20 protein-coding genes, 1 tRNA gene and 3 pseudogenes are annotated in these 20,970 nt (G+C 57.6%); 13 read left to right on the forward strand and 11 right to left on the reverse strand.

Annotated features, from left to right (window positions below):
- Positions 1–22: 22 nt before the first annotated feature.
- Positions 23–1,648 (forward strand): NADP-dependent glyceraldehyde-3-phosphate dehydrogenase, encoded by a 1,626-nt coding sequence (locus tag AABM52_RS16975; RefSeq protein ID WP_347907024.1) that lies wholly within the window; start codon positions 23–25, stop codon positions 1,646–1,648.
- Positions 1,649–1,692: 44 nt separating this feature from the next.
- On the forward strand, positions 1,693–2,733 hold the full coding sequence (locus tag AABM52_RS16980; RefSeq protein WP_347907027.1) for an FUSC family protein: 1,041 nt from the start codon (positions 1,693–1,695) through the stop codon (positions 2,731–2,733).
- Positions 2,734–2,748: 15 nt separating this feature from the next.
- On the opposite strand, the gene AABM52_RS16985 is transcribed toward AABM52_RS16980, so the two are convergent.
- Complete coding sequence (locus AABM52_RS16985; protein WP_347907029.1) at positions 2,749–3,642, reverse strand: DMT family transporter; 894 nt, start codon at positions 3,640–3,642, stop codon at positions 2,749–2,751.
- Positions 3,643–3,778: 136 nt separating this feature from the next.
- Between AABM52_RS16985 and AABM52_RS16990 the strand changes: the two genes are divergently transcribed.
- Positions 3,779–4,216 carry an Lrp/AsnC family transcriptional regulator gene (locus AABM52_RS16990; RefSeq protein WP_007987480.1) on the forward strand — a complete coding sequence of 146 codons (438 nt, stop codon included), beginning with the start codon at positions 3,779–3,781 and terminating at the stop codon, positions 4,214–4,216.
- A gap of 56 nt (positions 4,217–4,272) precedes the next feature.
- On the forward strand, positions 4,273–4,602 hold the full coding sequence (locus AABM52_RS16995; protein ID WP_347907031.1) for a YceK/YidQ family lipoprotein: 330 nt from the start codon (positions 4,273–4,275) through the stop codon (positions 4,600–4,602).
- A gap of 60 nt (positions 4,603–4,662) precedes the next feature.
- On the opposite strand, the gene AABM52_RS17000 is transcribed toward AABM52_RS16995, so the two are convergent.
- Positions 4,663–5,334 carry a Bax inhibitor-1/YccA family protein gene (locus AABM52_RS17000; protein ID WP_223456995.1) on the reverse strand — a complete coding sequence of 224 codons (672 nt, stop codon included), beginning with the start codon at positions 5,332–5,334 and terminating at the stop codon, positions 4,663–4,665.
- 123 nt (positions 5,335–5,457) lie between these two features.
- Here AABM52_RS17000 and AABM52_RS17005 point away from each other — a divergent pair.
- Positions 5,458–5,545, forward strand: a tRNA-Ser gene (locus AABM52_RS17005).
- Positions 5,546–6,080: 535 nt separating this feature from the next.
- On the opposite strand, the gene AABM52_RS17010 is transcribed toward AABM52_RS17005, so the two are convergent.
- Positions 6,081–7,013, reverse strand: a complete 933-nt coding sequence (locus tag AABM52_RS17010) for an AraC family transcriptional regulator (RefSeq protein ID WP_347907034.1) — start codon at positions 7,011–7,013, stop codon at positions 6,081–6,083.
- Positions 7,014–7,599: 586 nt separating this feature from the next.
- Here AABM52_RS17010 and AABM52_RS17015 point away from each other — a divergent pair.
- The 4 genes from AABM52_RS17015 to AABM52_RS17030 all read left to right on the forward strand — a co-directional run bounded on the left by AABM52_RS17015 (position 7,600) and on the right by AABM52_RS17030 (position 11,529).
- Positions 7,600–8,949, forward strand: coding sequence for an MFS transporter (locus AABM52_RS17015; RefSeq protein ID WP_347907036.1), 1,350 nt, complete (start codon positions 7,600–7,602; stop codon positions 8,947–8,949).
- Between the two features lie 98 nt (positions 8,950–9,047).
- Complete coding sequence (locus tag AABM52_RS17020) at positions 9,048–9,740, forward strand: fumarylacetoacetate hydrolase family protein (RefSeq protein ID WP_347907038.1); 693 nt, start codon at positions 9,048–9,050, stop codon at positions 9,738–9,740.
- Positions 9,741–9,780: 40 nt separating this feature from the next.
- Positions 9,781–10,539 (forward strand): SDR family oxidoreductase, encoded by a 759-nt coding sequence (locus tag AABM52_RS17025; protein ID WP_347907040.1) that lies wholly within the window; start codon positions 9,781–9,783, stop codon positions 10,537–10,539.
- A gap of 33 nt (positions 10,540–10,572) precedes the next feature.
- Positions 10,573–11,529 (forward strand): 2-hydroxyacid dehydrogenase, encoded by a 957-nt coding sequence (locus tag AABM52_RS17030; RefSeq protein ID WP_347907042.1) that lies wholly within the window; start codon positions 10,573–10,575, stop codon positions 11,527–11,529.
- A gap of 45 nt (positions 11,530–11,574) precedes the next feature.
- Here the strand turns inward: AABM52_RS17030 and AABM52_RS17035 are convergent.
- Positions 11,575–12,645, reverse strand: a pseudogene (locus tag AABM52_RS17035) (NRAMP family divalent metal transporter); the annotation flags it as partial.
- Between AABM52_RS17035 and AABM52_RS17040 the strand changes: the two are divergent.
- The 4 genes and pseudogenes from AABM52_RS17040 to AABM52_RS17055 all read left to right on the forward strand — a co-directional run.
- Positions 12,623–12,871: a hypothetical protein gene (locus AABM52_RS17040; protein WP_347907044.1), complete on the forward strand. Its 249-nt coding sequence runs from the start codon at positions 12,623–12,625 to the stop codon at positions 12,869–12,871. The pseudogene AABM52_RS17035 and the gene AABM52_RS17040 sit on opposite strands and share 23 nt — an antisense overlap.
- Positions 12,868–13,203 (forward strand): IS66 family insertion sequence element accessory protein TnpB, encoded by a 336-nt coding sequence (gene tnpB / locus AABM52_RS17045; RefSeq protein ID WP_347907046.1) that lies wholly within the window; start codon positions 12,868–12,870, stop codon positions 13,201–13,203. The genes AABM52_RS17040 and tnpB overlap by 4 nt, the downstream gene beginning before the upstream one ends.
- 129 nt (positions 13,204–13,332) lie before the next feature.
- Positions 13,333–14,027: pseudogene (locus AABM52_RS17050) on the forward strand (group II intron maturase-specific domain-containing protein).
- A gap of 104 nt (positions 14,028–14,131) precedes the next feature.
- A pseudogene (locus AABM52_RS17055) lies at positions 14,132–14,353 on the forward strand (transposase domain-containing protein); the annotation flags it as partial.
- A gap of 180 nt (positions 14,354–14,533) precedes the next feature.
- Here the strand turns inward: AABM52_RS17055 and AABM52_RS17060 are convergent.
- The 7 genes from AABM52_RS17060 to AABM52_RS17090 all read right to left on the reverse strand — a co-directional run bounded on the left by AABM52_RS17060 (position 14,534) and on the right by AABM52_RS17090 (position 20,880).
- Positions 14,534–14,842, reverse strand: a complete 309-nt coding sequence (locus AABM52_RS17060) for a hypothetical protein (RefSeq protein ID WP_347907049.1) — start codon at positions 14,840–14,842, stop codon at positions 14,534–14,536.
- 44 nt (positions 14,843–14,886) lie between these two features.
- Positions 14,887–15,600, reverse strand: coding sequence for a YafY family protein (locus AABM52_RS17065; protein ID WP_347907051.1), 714 nt, complete (start codon positions 15,598–15,600; stop codon positions 14,887–14,889).
- A complete protein-coding gene (locus AABM52_RS17070) occupies positions 15,593–15,847 on the reverse strand; it encodes a helix-hairpin-helix domain-containing protein (protein ID WP_347907053.1) in 255 nt (84 codons plus the stop codon). The genes AABM52_RS17065 and AABM52_RS17070 overlap by 8 nt, the downstream gene beginning before the upstream one ends.
- A gap of 241 nt (positions 15,848–16,088) precedes the next feature.
- Entirely contained in the window at positions 16,089–16,700 is a 612-nt protein-coding gene (locus tag AABM52_RS17075; protein WP_237235708.1) for a hypothetical protein, read from the reverse strand.
- Positions 16,701–17,486: 786 nt separating this feature from the next.
- A complete protein-coding gene (locus tag AABM52_RS17080) occupies positions 17,487–18,023 on the reverse strand; it encodes a dihydrofolate reductase family protein (protein WP_347907055.1) in 537 nt (178 codons plus the stop codon).
- Between the two features lie 491 nt (positions 18,024–18,514).
- Entirely contained in the window at positions 18,515–20,053 is a 1,539-nt protein-coding gene (locus tag AABM52_RS17085; RefSeq protein ID WP_347907057.1) for an IS3 family transposase, read from the reverse strand.
- 236 nt (positions 20,054–20,289) lie between these two features.
- Positions 20,290–20,880, reverse strand: coding sequence for a helix-turn-helix domain-containing protein (locus AABM52_RS17090; RefSeq protein WP_347912642.1), 591 nt, complete (start codon positions 20,878–20,880; stop codon positions 20,290–20,292).
- Positions 20,881–20,970: the final 90 nt, after the last annotated feature.

Consider the following 20,970-nt stretch of genomic DNA (forward strand, 5'->3'; position numbering starts at 1 on the left):
CCCAATCCAGAGGGGTAGCGACATGACCACAGCCAATATTCTCCAGAACCTGTTCCCTAGCCCCGCCGACATCCCGGAAAAGTACCGTCTAGATGGTCAGACCGAGCAGCGTGAGTACCTGGTCGATGGCGAACTGAGAACCTGGAACGGGCCGCTGGCCCAGGTCCGCAGCCCGGTGTATCTGGCAGGCCCGAATGGCGACGAGCAAGTGATCCTTGGCAGCACACCGCTGCTGGATGCCGACACCGCGTTGACCGCCCTGGACGCCGCAGTCCGCGCCTACGACCGTGGCCAGGGCCTGTGGCCGACCATGCGCGTGGCTGAACGCATCCAGCACGTCGAAACCTTCCTCGGGCGCATGCGCGAGCAGCGCGACGCCGTGGTCAAGTTGCTGATGTGGGAAATCGGCAAGAACCTCAAGGATTCGGAAAAGGAATTCGACCGCACCTGCGACTACATCGTCGACACCATCAACGCGCTGAAGGAACTCGACCGCCGCTCCAGCCGTTTCGAACTGGAGCAGGACACCCTCGGCCAGATCCGTCGCGTGCCGATGGGCGTGGCCCTGTGCATGGGGCCTTACAACTATCCGTTGAACGAAACCTTCACCACGCTGATCCCGGCGCTGATCATGGGCAACACCGTGGTGTTCAAGCCGGCCAAGCTCGGCGTGCTGCTGATTCGCCCGCTGCTGGAGGCCTTCCGCGACAGCTTCCCGATTGGAGTGATCAACGTCATCTACGGCAGCGGCCGCGAGACCGTCAGTGCGCTGATGGCCAGCGGCAAGATCGACATCTTCGCCTTCATCGGCACCAACAAGGCCGCCAGTGACCTGAAAAAACTCCATCCGAGACCCCACCGCTTGCGCGCGGCGCTGGGCCTGGATGCGAAAAACCCGGGTATCGTCCTGCCGGAAGTGGATCTGGACAATGCGGTCAGTGAAGCGGTGACCGGCTCGCTGTCATTCAATGGCCAGCGCTGCACCGCGCTGAAGATCCTGTTTGTCCACGAAGACGTGGTCGAGTCCTTCATCGAAAAATTCAATGCCAGGCTCGCCAACCTCAAACCCGGCATGCCCTGGGAAAGTGGCGTAGCCCTGACACCGCTGCCGGAATCGGGCAAGGTCGACTATCTGCATGCACTGGTGGCCGACGCCGAGAGCAAAGGCGCCAGGGTGGTCAACCCCAACGGCGGCGAGGCTCGTGCGTCGTTCTTCTACCCGGCGGTGCTGTACCCGGTCACGCCGCAGATGCGGGTTTATCAGGAAGAACAGTTCGGCCCCGTCATCCCCATCGTGCCGTACCGTCATCTGGATACCGTGATCGACTACGTGCTGGAGTCGGACTTCGGCCAGCAATTGAGCATCTTCGGCACCAACCCGGTGGCGGTCGGCCGCCTGGTGGACACCTTCGCCAATCAGGTCGGGCGCATCAACCTCAATGCCCAGTGCCAGCGCGGCCCGGACACCTATCCCTTCAATGGCCGCAAGAACTCGGCCGAAGGCACCTTGTCGGTCCATGACGCACTGCGGGTTTTTTCGATCCGCACCCTGGTGGCCACCAAGTTCCAGGAGACCAACAAGGACCTGATCAGCGAGATCATCAGCGGCCGCAGTTCGAGCTTCCTGACCACCGACTACATCTTCTGAGGAGAGCCAGCCTGAGTACATCCAGAGCCCATCGGCTGCCACCCTTGCTGCGCCGACTGCTGCGTCCGCTGCTGGACCCGTACCGGCGCTACCGACATGCCCGAGTGATCCATGCGGTGCGGGTGTCGCTTGGGTTGCTGGCGACGATCCTGCTGACCACCGGGATCAATCTGCCCCACGGTGAGTGGGCGTCGGTGACGATGCTGGTGGTGATCGGCGGCTTGCAGCACCACGGCAACATCGGCAAGAAAGCCACCGAGCGCGCCATCGGCACCCTGATCGGCGCCGGTGTCGGCCTGGTGTTGGTGGCACAACAGGCCTGGCTCGGGATGCCTTGGCTGACCTATTTCGCGATGTCGGTGGTCTGCGGGTTTTTCTCGTATCACGCCATCGGCAAGGGTGGTTACACGGCGTTGCTGTCGGCGATTACCGTGTTCATCGTTGCCGGGCACGGCGATAACCCGGTCACCGATGGCTTGTGGCGCGGGGTGGATATCCTGATCGGCATTGCCCTGGCCCTGGCGTTTTCCTTCGCCCTGCCGCTGTACGCGGTCTATTCCTGGCGCTACAACCTGGCCGATGCGCTGCGTGATTGCGCGAAAATCTACGGGCGCATCATTGACGGCCAGGCCATCACCGCCGAAGAACACCTCAAGCTCATGACCCGCCTGAACGCGGTGATGGTACAACTTCGCTCACTGATGCCCTCGGTGTCCAAGGAAGTGAAGATTTCCATGACCGACCTCGATGCCCTACAGCGCAACCTGCGTATGTGCGTCAGCACCCTGGAAATCCTCGGCAATACCCGACCGGATGCCAATGACCCCGAGGCGATGGCGCTGATGCAAACGGCATTGAAAGCCGAACATCGACAGATTCGCGTGCAATTGATCGGCATGGCCCGGGCGTTGAAATCAGGCGCTGCCCAGCGGCTGAATCGCCCCGTGGATGTGCCGCTTGTCAGCCTTGATGCGCCGGTCTACAACACCCTGGACGGCTATCGCTTGCTGACTCAACAACTGGCCGCCAACGTCGGCGAGATGCGCCAGCGCCTGGCCAAGAGTGCGCCGCGCTGGAACATCTGACGCCTGGGTCGCGGGTTACGGCGTCACCGTGCGCCGGAACTTCAGTGACCAGCCTTGTTGCATGCCGGCAGCGGCCAGCAGAATCGCCGCGACGCCAATCCATTGCAGCGGCTCCAGGCGATGGCCGAAAGCAAACCAGTCGACGAAAATCGCCGCGAGGGGGTAGATGAAGGACAGCGCGCCCGTCAGCGCAGTCGGCAGCTTCTGAATCGCGCCGTACAGCAACACGTACATCACACCGGTGTGCACCATGCCCAGCGTCACCAGGCTGGCCCACGCGCTCGGTGCCTGCGGCAATACGGAAAGATTCGCGAAAGGCGCGAGCAACAACACGCCGGTGCTGACCTGGATCAGCGCGATCAAGTGCGGCGGCGTACCCGTCAAACGCTTGATGATCAATGCGGCAATCGCATAGAGAAACGCCGCGCCCAAGGCCAGGGCAATACCCATCAGGTAATCGCTGCCGCTCTCGCCCTGGCTGCCATGGGCGCTGACAATCGCCAGCATCCCGAGAAACGAAACGCCCAGCCAGGTCAGTTTCTGCGCGGTGATCTTTTCGTTGAGGAACAACGCCGCCAGCCCGACCAGCATGAACGGTTGGACGTTATAGACGGCGGTGCCGATGGCAATCGATGCCCGGGAATAGGACGCGAACAACAGCACCCAGTTACCGACAATCGCCACACCGCTGAACACGGCGAGCAGGAACGTGGTGCGGGTCAGAATGCCGGGGCGCAGAAAGCCGAAGGCCGCGCAAATCAGCAGCAAGGTGCCAGCACCGAACAGGCAGCGCCAGAACACCACGTCCAGCACCGGTTGCCCGGACACCAGCACGAACCAGCCGATGGTACCGGAGATCAGCATGGCGGCCGTCATTTCGAACGAACCGCGGCGTAGGGATTTGTCCATCATCAGACTCCTGTGTTTGTGACCAAAGTATGCCAATACACCCAGGGGCTACTCCAGAGCAAAAAGCAGGCTAAACTCGGAATCTGCCTTTTTTATAAAGGCCGTTTCGAAAAAACGCCTAACAGAGGATTTTGCCATGACGGATGACATCGACCAGGTGCTGATCACGGCCCTGATGGAAGACTCGCGGCGCTCGCTCAAGGCCCTGGCGCAAATCAGCGGCCTGTCCTCCCCCAGTGTTGCCGAGCGTTTGCGCCGCCTGGAGGAACGCGGCGTGCTCAAGGGCTACACCGTAGAAATCGACCCGAAATGCTTTGGCTATCAACTCCAGGCCATCGTGCGCATTCGCCCGTTGCCGGGGCAATTGCAGGAAGTGGAACGGCAAATCATGGCCATTCCCGAATTCACCGAGTGCGACAAGGTCACCGGCGACGACTGTTTCATTGCGCGCCTGCATGTGCGCTCGATGGAACAACTGGACACCCTGCTCGACCGTCTCAACACCCACGCTGAAACCAATACGGCGATCGTCAAGAAAACCCCGGTCAAGCGCCGGTTGCCGCCCATGGCGTGAGTGATATTTATTTCAGCCTGAAGTAGATTGATGGTTTCCGGCGAAGGATTGACGGCATGAAAACTCAGGCAATGCTTCTCGCCGCAATGATGCTGGCGGGTTGCGGCACGATTCAGACGGTTGTGCGCAGTGACGAAGCGGCCGCAAAAAGCCTCAAGGACCAAAAGAGTTATTGCGGCGCGGTACCGCGAATCTACAGTGGCGTGACCTACGACTTTTGCACGCTGAATGCGCCGCTGAAAAATGGCCGCGATGAGCAGGTACATGATAGTGCCCCTGCCATTGTGCTGATCGACGTGGTCATCTCCGGCGCTCTCGATACCCTGCTGCTGCCCTATACCATCTACCGCCAACAAGCCGATGGCAGCATTGTCATTGCGGAGTAATCCTGAATTTCCGGTAATAAAAAACCCGCCTGAGCGGGTTTTTTAGTTCAAGGCCGAGGATCAGTCATCGCGGCCCATGATGCCGAACAGCTGCAACAGGCTGATGAACAGGTTGTAGATCGATACATACAGGCTGATGGTAGCCATGATGTAGTTACGCTCGCCGCCATGAATGATGGCGCTGGTCTGGAACAGAATGCAGACCGAGGAGAACAGCACGAAACCTGCGCTGATCGCCAGTTGCAGGCCGCTGATCTGGAAGAACATGCCCGCCAGCGTCGCACCCAGCAGCACAAAGAAGCCTGCCGTGATGAAACCGCCGAGGAAGCTCATGTCCTTGCGGGTAATCAGCACATACGCCGACAGACCGCCGAACACCAGCGCCGTCATCGCGAAAGCCGAGCTGACCACTTCAGCGCCGCCCTGCATACCCAGGTAACGGTTGAGGATCGGGCCCAGCAGGAAACCCATGAAACCGGTCAGGGCAAATGCCGACACCAGGCCCCAGGCCGAATCACGGAGTTTGTTGGTGAGGAAGAAAAGACCGTAGAAGCCGATCAGCACCACGAACACGTTCGGGTAGCCAACACGCATCTGCTGGGCAACGAAAGCCATTACACCGCTGAATGCGAGGGTCAGGGCGAGCAAGCCGTATGTGTTGCGCAGGACGCGGCTAACCTCTAGCTGCTCAGCCTGCACGCTGTTATTAACTGCGTAATCCTGTTCGCGCATGGCGACACTCCTGTTGGTTTGAAACGTTCAGTCGCAAAGATCATAGCAGACGCTCTGTAACAAGCTACGCAGAGAGTTTGACAGTGTGTTTCATTCAGGTATTATGGCGCCCGCAACGCAAACGGAGGTGTGGCCGAGTGGTTTAAGGCAACGGTCTTGAAAACCGTCGACTGTAACAGGTCCATGAGTTCGAATCCCATCGCCTCCGCCATCTTTAATACGACAAAGCCCTGATTATTCAGGGCTTTGTCGTTTCTGGCCTTTGGCAAAACCTCACAGCCCACACTCCAGCCCACACATTGGATGAAGTCTTGACTTTCGACCGGCGGCTGGTTTTTTGAATGCTTATTGCCTGCACCTGCATTCCTGAGACACGGGCTCCGGGGTGGTTCTCGTAGAAAGCGCCGGAATGGATGTAGAAGAATATTGTTATCAAACTGAAGACATCAGTTACGCAGGTTCAGCCTCGAGAAGCGTCCGCTGAACGATTTAGCCAATCTGTTGCATGGACTGGTTGAATCCACAGCCAAAAGCAGCCACTCACCGTCATTGATAGCCGCAATGACACTCCGAATAGCGAGAAGGCAGAGTTCTCAGTCAACAGCTTTTGCTGTCTATCAAAATCTGCGTGAACGCAAGGTAGTGGTCGCCGTTGGCCCGCGCGAACCTGCAATCCCCGTCCGGGGCAGCCGATCCGCTGCGCCCAGGTCGACCTCGGTATCTACCGCATCACCTACAGCTGTCGATCACGTGTTGGACGGTGATTGCGGAGTATCGGGATTGAGTTGCTGACGTCTGAATTGCCCTGGAGGCTGGCCGTGGATCTGGCGAAAGCGTCGGGAGAAATAAGCCTCGTCAGCGAAACCGCACAATCTCGCCACCTCCCCCACCGGCCGGGTTCCATTGAGCAGATAATTGCGTGCCGCGTGCATCCTGCGCTCGAGCACCAGCTCAGTGAAGGTCTTGCCGATTTCCTTGCGCAACCAGTGCGTCAGATACGTTGGTGACAGGTAAGTCGCAGCAGCCACCTTGATCAGGTTGAGATCGGGGTCGGCAATATTCTTGCGCAAGTATTCGGACATCCTGCTCAGCGCATCGCGTCGACTGACTTCGGCGGCATTCTCTTCGGCCAACCGTTTGAGCGGCTCGGCATACAAGGCACAAACGCTCCCCACCAGTTGAAGCAACAACCCCTTGAGTATCTCGCGAGTGCCAAACTGACGGTTCTCATCCAGCACGCGCATCTGTTCGATCAGGGCACAGACTTTGCCGAAATCTTCATCGGCCAGAATGAAATCCAGATGCTCCTGAAAGCGGAACGGCGACAACTCCGGCGCCAGGAGAATCGAGACTTCCTCCAGGTCCATCGGGTCGCACTGTAAATGCGGCAGCAGAAAGGTCTGGGAAAAATTGATCACTATGAAATTGCTGTCGGCCGGATGCGGAATCACGTGCACGCGATGCGGCAGGATGAAGGCCAGCGTATTGCGCGGAAACGGACGTTCGACGTTGCCGATGTGCTGCACGGTATCGCCACCGAGGTTGACCTGGATCTGGAAATACTCATGGCGATGCGGGCTGGTTTCGGCACGCCGTCCCTTTTTGTCGCGGATGTAAAAATCCGTCAATTCGCTGCGTTGCTGCATGACGTAAGTGGGTACTCGACTCGGTGACGACATCGCCTGAGGATCCTCGACAGGTACATGGACAGGTTGTCGTCGCGCCGCGATGCAGGCGGCGACCGCGGTGATTGTGAAGGCAGACACCGCTGGCTTCAACACGTCATAGGATGACAATGAGATACAGAGAATTAATTGTATCCGTGTGTGATGTTTGGTCTGTCCAAAAAACCATGAGCACACAAAAAATAATTAATCCTTTAAAAACATCTACTTATGAAACACATAAAGCACAACGAAGGAAATGAGCTGATTTGATTTTTCTTGGACACCTGCATTAATCCCCTTTTTTAGAAGAAAAAACGATCTAACGCCTCCGTTGATTTTGAAAGGTTGTACGACCACTGTGATAGCCAATGCAGCCCGACCCTTCCAAAAACAATCAAAAGGTGCGCACGTGATGAACCTGTTATTCCCCCTCGCCAACCCTCCCCCGATCGAGCCAGTCCAAAGGCGTACCTGAGCGCCTGACAGCGGCTGTCCGCGCCTCTCATTCAAGTAGCGATTGCTCTGCCCCGACACTGGGGGCATCGGCTTCGGCTGCGCGCGAACATCTCGATTCTTCTAACAATAAAAAGGTCTACTCATGTCGAACTCGCAAACCTCCCCGTCCACCGCGCCGTCGGTGAGCGCCGGCGCCAGGGACGCCCTGTTGCCTCAGCGACTGCCGACGCGTCGGCGCTGGTTCATGCTGTCGTTGCTGCTGATTGCGACCATCATCAACTACATCGACCGCGTAAACATCTCGATTGCCGCACCGTTCATGGCCAAGGATCTGGGCCTCGACAAGATCGAAATGGGCCTGATTTTTTCCGCGTTTGCCTGGACCTACGCACTCGCCTTGGTCCCCGCCGGGTTCATTGCCGATCGCTTCGGTTCCCGGTTCACTTACGGGGTGTCGCTGATCAGTTGGTCGACTGTCACCGTGTGCCAAGGCTTTGCCACAGGGTTCGCTTCGCTGTTCGGGCTGCGACTGGCCGTCGGTGCCATGGAAGCTCCAGCGTTTCCGGCCAACAGCCGAGCGGTCACGGTCTGGTTCCCGGCCCGCGAACGGGGCCTGGCCAGCAGCATTTACGTGTGCGGCCAATATCTGGGCACGGCACTGTTTACCGGCGTGCTGTTATGGCTGGCCACGACCTATGACTGGCGCCATGTTTTCTACAGCACCGGGATACTCGGCATTGTGTTCGGTGTGATCTGGCTCTACTTGTACCGCGATCCGCTGAGCTGCAAGAACGTCAGCCAGGAAGAGCTGAAGTACATCGAAGCCGGGGGTGGACTGGTCAAGAGCAGTCAGGAGCGCACCCGGTTCAACTGGCGGCAGATCGCCGAGCTGTTCAGCTATCGGCAGATCTGGGCGATTTGCATCGGCAAGTTCGCCAGCACCTCGGCGTTGTACTTCTTCCTGACCTGGTTCCCGACGTACCTGATCGAAGAACGCAAGCTGACCATGATCAAGGCCGGAATCTTCGCGGTGCTGCCGTTCGTGGGTGCAACAGTCGGCATTCTGCTGGCCGGCATCGTCTCCGACTTGCTGATACGCCGTGGTTACTCAATGTCCTTCGCTCGCAAGTTGCCATTGGTGGTCGGTTCGATGCTGGGTATGTCGATTGTGCTGGTGAATTTCACCGACTCGAACGTGATCTGCATTGCCGTGCTCACCATTGCCTTCTTCGCCCAGGGAATCGCTTCGTCGTCGTGGGCGGCCGTATCGGAAGTCGCGCCCAAGGAACTGATCGGCCTGACCGGCGGGGTCACCAGCCTGGCCGCCAACATTGGCGGGATCGTCACCCCGATCGTGATTGGCGGCATCGTCCACGCGACAGGCTCGTTTGCCTACGCCTTCTGGTTCATTGGCGGCGTGGCGCTGATGGGGACCTTGTCCTATTCGTTGCTGCTCGGTCGCTTGTATCGCATCGAACTCAAGGCGCGCTGAGCCAAGACACCGTTTTTCTCCAACACGAAGCGGCATTCGTCCAACTTCGCAAAAGATTGCCGCCGTACGCTGAAGCTTCTAACAGGACGACTACAAAAATGACGATGACCGAATATGTGTTTACCCCGGATCTGCCCGTGACCTTGCCGGTTGCCGGCAGCCAGCAGCGTTTCCCCGTTGGCCGGGTATTTTGCGTCGGCCGCAACTACCCTTGGCCAGACACCCAAGGCCAGTCCCGCCAACCGCCAGTGTTCTTCATGAAACCGGCGAGCAACGTGGTGGATGCGGCGGGTGAAGTGACTTTCCCGCCGTTGACCGAAGAGTTTGTCCACGAAATCGAATTGGTCGTGGCCATCGGTGAAGGAGGCGCCAATATTCCGCAGAGTCAGGCGCAGGCCTATGTCTGGGGCTATGCCGTCGGTCTTGATCTGACCCGTCGTGATGTCCAGCGCGCGGCCAAAAGCAATGGTTTGCCGTGGGAAGGTGCCAAGGTGTTTGACGGCGCCGCGCCGATGACCGCCATCGTGCCGGTGACTCGCGCCGGACACCCGGACGGCGATTTGTGGCTGAACGTCAACGGTGAAGAGCGCCAGCGCGACAGCCTCGACAGCCAGATCTGGTCGATCAGTGAAATCATCAGCCGCATCTCGCAATCAGTAGCGCTGCGGGCCGGTGACTTGATCATGACCGGCAGCCCGGCAGGCGTCGATGTGCTGCAACCGGGCGACATCATTAACGCCGGGATCGACGGCATCGGCCAACTGGAAATGCGCGTCGGCCAGCGACCTTGACCCTGCATACGCCCTCTCGAATTGAACAAGGAGAAACCCTATGAACAGTCCTTTGAAAGTGGCCCTGGTCACCGGCGCCGGTAGCGGAATCGGCCGTGCCGTGGCCCTGGCTCTGATGGCCGACGGATTCACCCTGGTATTGGCCGGACGTCGGCCGGAGCCGTTGCAGGCCTTGGTCGAATTGGCGCTCAACGAAGGACACGAAGCGCTGGCGGTGCCCACTGATGTGCGCGACCCTGCCAGTGTCGATGCGCTGTTTGCCACCATCACCGAGGTATACGGACGCCTAGACGTGGTGTTCAACAACGCCGGAGTCAACGCCCCTGCCGTGCCGCTCGATGAGCTGACGTTTGAGCAGTGGCGCAACGTCATCGACACCAACCTCAACGGCGTTTTCCTCTGCGCCCGTGGTGCCTTCGCACTGATGCGCCGGCAACAGCCACAGGGCGGACGCATCATCAATAACGGCTCGATCTCGGCGCATACGCCACGACCGTTCAGCAGCGCCTACACCGCCAGCAAACATGCGGTGCTGGGGCTGACCAAATCCCTCGCCCTGGACGGGCGCGAATTCAACATCGCCTGCAGCCAGATCGACATCGGCAACGCCCTGACCGACATGTCGGTGCGCATGACCAAAGGCGTGCGCCAGGCCAACGGCACCATCGCCGTGGAGCCAATGGTGGACGTCAAGCATGTGGCCGATGCCGTGCGCTACATCGCCGGCCTGCCGCTGGAGGCGAACGTCCTGAACATGACCGTCATGGCCAGTGCCATGCCGTTTGCCGGTCGCGGTTGAACCGGCCTTTTTATTCCGTTACGCGAGGTTTACATGAAGCCAGAAGTCTTGCAGCTCAGCCCGATCCTGATCCCTGAAATCAACGCGCGGCTCGATGAGTTGTTTACCGTCAGACGTTACTTCCAGCAGGCCGACAAGCAGGCTTATTTGCAGGAACACGGCGCGAACATTCGCGGGGTGGTCACCGGCGGGCATACCGGGATCAGCCAGGCGCTGATGGCGCAGCTACCGAAACTGGAAGTGGTGGCGGTCAACGGCGTGGGTACCGATGCGGTGGACCTGGCTTACGCCAGGGATCGCGGGATCCGCGTGACTGCAACCATCGGAGCGCTGACCGAAGACGTCGCCGACCTGGCCATCGGATTGTTGATTGCCGTGTGCCGGGGTCTGTGCACCAGTGATCGTTATGTGCGTTCGGGGCAATGGCCCCATAGCCCGACACCGTTGGCACCGTTGCCGTTGGCGCGTCAGGTGTCGGGCATGCGCATCGGGATCGTCGGCATGGGCCGGGTCGGCCGTGCAGTGGCGACCAGGGCCGCAGCGTTCGGCTGCCCGATCAGTTACACCGATCTACAGCCGATGAGCGATGTGAACCACACTTTCATCGCCGACCTGAAGCAGCTGGCCAGCAACAGCGATGCGCTGATTCTCGCGGCCGCTGCCGACAAGGCTGAAGCCATCATCAATGCCGAGGTGCTGCAGGCGCTGGGCAAGGACGGGTATCTGATCAACGTGGCGCGCGGCAAGCTGGTCAACGAGGTCGATCTGGTGACGGCACTGGCCGCTGGAGAGATCGCGGGTGCGGCACTGGATGTGTTTGTCGATGAACCGAACGTGCCCGAGACACTGTTCGGTAACGAGAACGTGGTGCTGCAGCCCCATCGCGCCAGTGCGACGTTGCAGACTCGCACGCGAATGGGAGAGATGGTGGTGGCGAGCCTGGTGGACAGTTTCGCCGGGAGAATACCGCAGGGGTCTGTGACTGACTGAACGCGGGCCGCCGAGGAGACGTTGCGTCCCCTCGGTGGCGCGGTGTCAGGTAAACAGATCGACGCCCAACTGGAAGGCGACCCAAAGCGCGAGGCCTGTAGCAAAGAGCAGCGCGATGTTTTCAAACAGGTTGTTGCGATATTTCTTGTCCAGCAGCGACTTCTGGTTGGACATGATCAGCAGGCCCAGGGAAATGACCGGCAAGCCAATGATGTTCAACGCGCTGACACCAATGGTCAGGGTCACGAAATCCGGCATGCCTGGCAGCGACCAAACCAACGGCGTCACGAGGATGAACAGCATGAACCATTTATGCATCGGATCATGATGAAACTCCTTACCGTACTTTTCGCGACGTTCAGGACGAACGTGTTGGAAGGCATCGGTAATCAACATCGGGAACGCGGTGGTCTTGCCTGAAATACTGGCAAACAGTGTCGCGAACACGCCGATGAAGAACACATACCAACCCATCGGGCCGAAGAAAATTTCCAGCGCCTTGCCCAGATCGCCCAAGGTCTTCACCTCGATGCCGTTGGGCCGCAGGATTTCCGCGCCGACGATCCAGATGGCCAGGTTGATGACGATCCCGACGAACACTGCAAACAGCAAATCGTTACGTTGAACACGCTTGTGCTGCGGCCCTACCCAACCCTTTTGACGCATGACATACGGATGCACGAAGTTGGCGATGGAGCCTGCAACTGCGCCGATAACCGATACCGCCACCAGCAGCGCGCCATGCACGCCTTCATCCGGCGGGATACTGAAGCCGATGGTGCCTTTGACGATGCCGACGACATCGGGACCGGACATCACGGCCAAGGCAATAAAGGCCAGGGTCATGATCGCCAGCAGCACCTTCATCACGCCTTCGATCATCGAATAAATATTACGCCCCACCAGCATCCACACAGCGAGTACCACTGCCAGTGAACACAGCAGAGGCTGGTCGATTTTCAACAGCATCGCAAGCGACTCACCCGCCCCCTTGATCATGTAGGCGTTCATCAAGTGCCCCATCAGCAGGGCGTAGACGAGCATGAACCAGGCGAAAAAGGGATTCAGCTGCGCATAGCCTTGCAGGATGGTCATGCCCTGGTTATTGCACAACTGGAGTCACGGCATCAACGCTAACGTCGTGCACAAATGGTTGCCGCTTTACCGCGATCACCAGCTCACTGACTTGCCCGCTTTCTTGCCGGTGAAGCTGGAGCCAGACATTCCGAACGAGCAGTTCGTCAGCATCGAGTTGCCATGCGGGCAAGGAACGATGACCGTGAAATGGCCGGCTTCCGATCCTGATGGCTGTGCCCGATTCGTTCGCGGACTAACTCAATGATCCGCATCGACTCCATCTGGCTCGCCACCGAGCCCATGGACATGCGAGCCGGCACTGAAACCGCGCTGGCGCGGGTCGTGGCGGTGTTCGGTGCGGCGAAGCCGCACTGTGCATATCTGTTCGCCAACCGCCGCGCCAATCGTATGAAAGTGTTGGTGCATGACGGTGTGGGGATTTGGCTTGCAGCCCGGCGCTTGAATCAAGGGCGCTTCTTTTGGCCGGGGGTGCGGCACGGCTCTGAAGTCGAGTTGGACGTCGAGCAACTTCAAGCCTTGGTGCTCGGCTTACCTTGGCAACGCGTCGGTTCCGGAGGAACCATCACGGTGCTCTAACTCGCCTGCCATGGCCTGCTTGCCAGCGCAATTGGCCCATCAGTCTATCGTCGCCACCAGCCCTCTCTGACAAAATTGGCAATATGACTTCGCATCCAAATCTCGACCAATTAAACCCTGAAGAACTGCGTGCCCTGGAACCTGCGCAAGTACAACGGCAAGCTCCTGATCAAGCCGTCCAAGGCGAACATCGGAGCTTTACTTGCCAAGCTGCGAGAGTTGATCAAGACCAACAAAACGATACGGCAGGCTAACTTGATAGGTTTGCTCAACCCGGTTCTACGGGGCTGGGCGAACTATCACAGTCATGTCGTCGCTTCAACCAGGTGGACAGCGCAGTGTGGGAAATGCTCTGGCGATGGGCGGTACGTCGCCACCCTCGCAAGACACGCCGATGGGTGAAGGATCGGTATTTTAAAGTACAAGGGGCGCGCCGTTGGGTGTTCTCGTGTACTGAAAAATCCGCCGATGGTCGGAAGCGTCAGTACACGTTATTGGACGCCTCGGACACGCCAATTGTGCGACATATCAAGATCAAGGCTGCTGCCAACCCTCACGACCCTGAATGGGATGAGTACTTCGAATCCCGATGGGGCAAAAGAATGCTTATCTCCCCAAAGGGTCGAGCCAAGCTGTATAGGGTGTGGCTACAGCAAGGCGGCCGCTGCTGCGCATGCCTTAAACCGGTCACCAAAGACACACCATGGCATAGCCGCCATGTTGTGAAGCAGAGTCACGGAGGGACGGATGCGGCCGCCAATTTTGAGATCTACCACCTGCGGTGCCCAAGGGATGTGCAATTTGCCAATGTCGACGATGTATAACCGGGTGCCCAGTAGCGCCTTAGCAGAGGCTTGAGCCGTGTGCTGGGAAACTCGCATGCACGGTTCTTAGGGGGTTGGACGCGGGCAACCGCGTCTGACTACCCGACAATCAAATCCGGCCGTGGGCTCTTGGACGCTCGAACTGGCTGTTCGCGGGTTCGTTACGCAGCGGCAAACGTGCGGCGGCGATCATGAGTTTGATCCAGTCGGCGCGGCTCAACGGGCATGATCCGTATGCTTACTTGAAGGATGTTCTTACACGCCTGCCGACGCAGCGTGCGAGTGAGATTACCGAGTTGCTGCCGCATAGGTGGGCGCCCGTTTAGTCACGCAAGGTGTGAGGGCGGACGATACGTTTTTTCGAAACGGTTTTACCAGACAACGTCAGTTTGCAGCCCGGAACCTAGCAATAGGTGATCTGAGAACACTTACACTGGAAGTGACGACACCGATGCCTGACAGCAAAGGCATCGGTGTCTCTTGCCTGCTCTGGCAGTCCGTCGGGGTCAACTCATCTCTGGAACGAGGTGACTCATGAACGTCAGGTTTTCAATAGCGTGCATATACTCAGAGAATCTCGGATCTCCATCGTTGAACGCCTTTGCCACTTTTTGTGCATTCTCAAGACTGTCCCACATTGCTAAGTCCGCGAAGATTCGGTCGTCGCTCATAGGGCAGTAGGCGCGGTACTCGATCAAACCAGAGAAGGTCTTTAACGTTTCACGAAGCCCTGCGCGGAGCACAGGCACTTGCGCAACGCATTCCGGTTTGACCTTGAAAATGGCTAATTCGAGTACATGAGATGAGCGCTGCATAGGGATGACCTTCTGTGTGTTAGGGAGTCCCAATTATCAGTGCCTCATACTGACAGCGTAGTGTCAGTAGTGGTGATCGCTTTCCACTGGCTTGCCTGGTGCTTCATATACGCTTGGAGATCAAGGGCAGGATTGTCGGGTGATGGTTGTTGGGCAATAGCGATGGAGGCTATGCGATCAACCCGAAAATCGCGGTAAGCCGCCTTGGCACTACACCAGCTTCCAACCGTCCACTTTCCTCCCCAGTAGAAAAGGCCAAGGGGAGAAATGAGACGTTGCGAAACCACACCGTCCAAGCTGGTATAAATTATCTTCAGCGCCTGAGCGTTTTCGATCGCATTTCGAAGGATTGCCAGATGGCCACGCGTCAAGGAAGGTATTGTTCCAAGTGCCCTGATTTTTGCCGAGCTGGGGTCAACTTTGTGATGGACTATGGACGCTGAGATTTTGCTCAACAACATCCTTGCAGCAACACCTAGATCGTTATCGGCGGAAGCTGAAAGCATTTCCATCCCGAGCATCAATGCATCCAGTTCGAGCTTGTTCAACGTTAAAGGCGGCATCTCAAAATCGGCATCCAAGGCATATCCCACGCCAGCGGTACCATAGATTGGGATTCCACTGAAGGAAAGGTCGTCGATGTATCGATAGATTGAGCGAACGGAAACGCCAATTCGGCTAGCCAGTCGTTCAGCAGAGATTGGCTGATGGACACGAATCAGATTTACCAATTGAAATAAGCGATCAGCTTTACGCACCAGGTGTGCTCAACTGAGAGTCCTTCGCAAGCTCAATGGCCGCGTTAATGGCGGCCCGAGCTTGGGGGCTATTCTTCCAGCAAGTCGATCCCACTGCTGACGATGCCTGAGCCAGGATGTCACAAACATTCGCTTTGCTGAGCACAGCTAGCGAGTCAATGCCCATCTGCTCAAGGCGAGCGATAACGGCCGGCCCCACGCCCTTTAGGGCCAACAAGGCATTATGTTCCGCCAGTGGAAATGGCATCCGTAAACTCCTGTTATCGGCCAATGAACCGGAGTTTGCCCGACGAGAGAGGGTATCTCAATAGATGGACTCCATCGCCCTAAGCGTAAGCATCAGGAAGGTGGGTTCGGCAGACGGACGATGCGGCTGCCAACCCAACGCGCGAGTGAGATCGAGCAACTGCTGCCGCATCGATGGATACCGACCTGACTAACGTAGAGCGATTCGGTCGCACGCTTGTCGGAAGCAAGCTATCGTCTGCTCAATCTGGCAATGCCTTAGCAATTGCCGCTTCAAGCATAGGTTTGGCTGCGTCATGCAAGAGTTGGCCGTGAGCGCCTACGACATGTTCGAAATCAAGCCTCAGAAGCCTCTCGAAGTCGGCGACAAGGCTGCCCCCCTCCGGCGTGACGCGTTTCAGCCAAGGGCCGCCAATAAGTAGCGTCAGCTTAAAACCCATCATTCGCAGTACGCATCTGCTAAGGAAAGTCGTGTAACTCCAGTCGGCCCAATATTGAATGCTATCCGTGGCGATGAGCAGTTTTAGATTCTTCAGCAAAAGGCACGCCTCAGGGTATTTGGCCGCTTCATACACGAAAAACTGTGCATCAGGCATCGGCGGAGACGCTGCGGCGTTGATCACATGGTTTGCCATAGGCACCTTGTAAGTCTCCGGTCGAGATTGGCACCAGAACTCCGCCTGATATCGGTCAACGTAAAACCGATCGTCTAGACCATGGAAATCTCCTAGACGCAGGACATGGCGAACATTACCTAGCGCATCCAGCTGACTAAGTGCGGCATCGCTCAGGCGCACCGGGTTGATGAGGGTCAATTCATCGCCACTTTTGACTATGACCATGTTTCGGTTCATACGCATTCCAGGGCCAATCCTGATGCTGCCATGAACTAGGTAAACGTTGTGGAAAATAGGAGTGATAGGGTCATGGGGGAACGCGGGTGGGTACACTGACAATTCCTTGTGAAGTTATCCTTACTCACTGCTTGGCGAATCCTTATCAACCCAAGCGTGACGACCGTACCTTACCTTGGGACGTCCTACGCATCCATAGCTGACCCTGCCAGCAATGTTCAGGATCCTATCTAGACCGTTGCGCGGTGAGGTTCGGGGCGACTGCACCTCATTGCAGATCCTGCTTAGTACAGGTAGGCGCCTTCACCGGACGGTTACGTGCAAGGTGTTTGCCGTGAATCCCCGTGGGTTTCTCCGGGCACATTCAACTGCTGGTTTTAGCTGTTATTTACCGGGTGCGACGGGCAGTAATCGGCCAGGAGCCATCGGTGGGCGCAGGGTTCCTCAAACTCCTACCCTTCCCTTCAGGCCTCCCCAAACGGTCCAGTAGGTGATCCAGTGCCTGCTGATACTGTTGTTGAATAATCTGGGTCTGCGTCTGCTTACCTTGGGCCGAGGCAAGAGCCAGGCCACTGCCATAGGCGTGATCAACGAGAATATCGCATCACAAGATGGGCTCGGCCGTGATCTCTGCCAGCAACATGGCCAGGCGGTTAGTGATCTGGCGGGTCACCCCGGCAAGGGCGCGCATCGTCAACTATCGCACCCCCGCCGTCATCCAGCAGAGATAGCGCCGTGGACAAGATGTCATCTCGCGCCCCCCTTGCCTTGGATCGAACGTCCTCGTCATGGGGCCAACCGATAGGTGGACTGCACCAAACCCGAAGGAAAGCAGCGGCTGGATACCAGTTTCAATTCAATGTCCTGCTGAAGGGCCCCGAACAATGGCCTTCCCGAGCCGATCAGCACGGGAACCGTGGTAATCACCATATCGGCGACTAACCCATCGCGCAGGAATGATTGCACCAACTGCCCGCCATCGACATAGACCCGACGCACACCTTGCCTCGCCAGTTCCGCCATCAGGTCCCCCGGTGCAAGATTGGAAAAACGCAGCTTGCCCTTCAGCGCCTCGGGCACTGGCGAACCGGCCAGCTGTTCAGACAGCACCACTACGGGCCGGTCGTAGAACCATGTGTCGAAGGTCAGCACCTTCTCATAGCTCCCCCGCCCCATCACAATCACATCCTTGTTGGCGATGAAGTCTGAGTAGCCATGATCCTCGGTTTGATCATCGCGCTGCAAAAGCCAGTCGATGTCACCATCGGGCCTGGAGATGAAGCCATCCAGACTGGTGGCGATGAAAACATGTGCTGTGACCATCAGGATCTCCTTATTTATACGGCGTAGATTAATGCATGATCATAAGCCGAATAAAAAGCTCGCCTTCGCTTGCTAGCGCTCATAGGTACGGCCCGCAAAGACAGGAGCAACACCCTTAGCGATGCGGAATCCCATCAAAACCCAGGGCAATTCACAAGCTCCCAAGATGGTGGCAAGGCCAAGACTAAACCGCTTCACGAACTCAGAGACAGCCAAGAGTGCCGTCGCGGTCGTTGAGCTCCAGTCTCTACTCTGAGTGTCCGGTGCGATGCGCCCAAGTCTTTCTGGTGACCGGCGACAATGGAGTGATTTCGGCCACTCACCAAATCTACGTGTCCGACCAATCGAAAGTTGTCAGCTAGGCAGGCTGCCTTTTATAAGCGCTGCAAATGTTCCAGCAGCTTCAACCTCGCTGTGGTCACCGCGAACCATCGCTGTTGGCGCCGGCGCCGAATTGATCTAGTGGGGATGCGGACAAAAACTTGGACTGGTTATGCCGCGAAGCCCAGGCTTTCACGATACTCAATGGGACTGAGCGCGCCGAGGGAAATCTTGATTCGTTTTTCGTTGTACCAGCGAATGTATGAATCCAAGGCCTGAATGAACTGCTCGATGCTCGTTGACTGCCAGTTGCGAGGATAGAACAGCTCCGTTTTCAGTCGGCCGAAGAAACCTTCACAAGCCGCGTTGTCAGGTGAGCAGCCTTTGCGCGACATCGAACGAATCAGCTTCGCATCAGCGATGCGCGATAGCCAGCCGGGCCAGCGGTAGTGAGCGCCACGATCGGAGTGAACAACAGGCCGTTTATCGTTGCTGGCCACCGTTTCGACAGCGGCATCCAGCATCGTGTTCACAAGCTCGCCGTCGGGACGCGTGCCGATCGACCAACTGATTACCTTCCCATCGAAGCAGTCGATCATGGGGGACAGGTACACCTTGCCGGCTGGGATCTGGAACTCCGAGATGTCGGTCAGCCATTTCTCATTCGGAGCTAGGGCCGTGAAGTCGCGGTTGAGGAGGTTTTCCGGCGCCGGACTGATCTCCCCGAGGTAGGAACCGTATCGACGCCGTTTCGGCTTGGCGACGACTAGGCACTCCTGCTTCATCAAGCGCTGCACCACCTTCTCTGAAAGGCGCACACGCTGCCTGCTCAACGAAGCTCGCATCCGACGGTAGCCATAGCAACGATGATTGCGCTCGAATATGTCCGCCATGGCACGACGCGCTTCGGTGTACTTTTCCGCGACCTGCATTCGGGCTCGATGATAGAAATAGGAGCTTCGGGCCAAGCCCAACGCGTCAAGCAGCTCTAGCAAGGAGTACCTCTGCCTTAGGGCATCAGCCAGCAATGTCTTCTCCCGATTGGTCAGGACTTGCCGGTTGATGCCCGTCTCTTTTTTTATGAGTTCATTCGCCCTCATCAACAGGTCATGTTCAAGCTGCAAACGGCGAACATCGAGCTGGAGAGATTCGAGTTGCCGCTGCAACTCCTCTCGTTCCGGTGACGATGAGGGTTCAAGCCGACACTTCATGGATGGGGATACCTCTGGGCCGAGTAGCTGGTTTTTCCAGTTGTACAAGGTCGGCCTGCACACGCCCAGCTTTTGAGCCAGGGCTTTCGCACTTTCTTTTCGCGTGCACAGCGCGATGACCGCTGCCTGCTTCACCGCTGGCGGCCGGGCTAACCCGTCTGAACGACCGACAATACGCGTATGCAACTCGGGGTGCATTTCGTAAATCCAGGCACGCAACGAATCCCGCGCGGGGTAGCCCAACGCCTTGATGGTAGCGGCGATGTTGCGACCGTATTCGAGATAGTGCCCGACAGCCTTTTCCCTTTGGGCCAGTGAGTACTTCGACTTCGAGTTCTCGTAGCCACGCGGCAGGTCGAGGCATCGCTCATACTCTGCGTGCCAGCTCTTCAAAGAGTTCTTCGTCGGGTAGCCCAACTGACGAATAGTTGCCCCGGTTCGCTTGCCCAGTTTGATGTAGAGCTTGACCGCTCGGATACGGTCTTCGTATGAGTACATGAACTACCTCCAGGTAGTCCAAGATTTCCGCCGCATCCCCAGTTGCCGAAATGTCACTGACCCAGCCTGATTCCTCGCAAACCATTGCCTGTTCTGGATTGGTGCCTATTTGAGGTGGGTCAGTCTTAATCGGCACTTGGGTCAATTCGGCGTCGGCGTCAACATATCAGCCAATCCGCTGAAGAATTTTGGGCGAAGTTGAGAGACTGCTGAATATCGTTCACGGAAGATGGTGCCTACTTTCCGGGGCAATGCTGAGCCAACGGCAATGACGCAATTATCTCGGCGTGGCAAACCTCGAGTATTTCATCAGCCAGAGAAGAATCATCTGGGCAGGCGCGCGACAACATGACCGCACCGATTGCATGCGCCAGCATGTCGATCATTTTTGCCCGTACCCCATCCTGCGGCGCGTCTTGACTCGCTTTGTACTTTTCTTCGAGCGCTGCCAGCGTGCTTTCTACCCCGCTGGCAAAGGTGGCTTTCAACTCATCTGATTGACGCGCAGCGTCTCCACAAAGGGCCGCCATGGTGCAACCGCTGCCCCTGCCGTCTCGGTGATCCCTGGACACATAAAGATCGACGAATTCAGCAACGTCGAGACCTTCGGAACTGGTCAGCGAATGCGAAAGACTGTTCGCTGCCGCTTCAGCCATCAAATCAGCCTTGGAGCCGAAGTGCTTGTAGAAACCGCCTTGCGTAAATCCGGCTGCTGCCATGAGTTCAGCCACCCCCACGCCATCGTAGCCACGCTCGCGAAACAGCTCTGAAGCCGTCTCAACGATGTGAGCTCTATTGGCGAGCGATTGCGCCTTGGTGATCTTCATTTCCTGCGCCTCTGCATCTAAAAGCAATGCCCTCATCATACTCTGATGTCGATCATAATCAAAAGCATTGACAGTTTTGAGCATGATCGA

The sequence above is a fragment of the Pseudomonas grandcourensis genome (assembly GCF_039909015.1).
Taxonomy (GTDB): Bacteria; Pseudomonadota; Gammaproteobacteria; order Pseudomonadales; family Pseudomonadaceae; genus Aquipseudomonas; species Aquipseudomonas grandcourensis.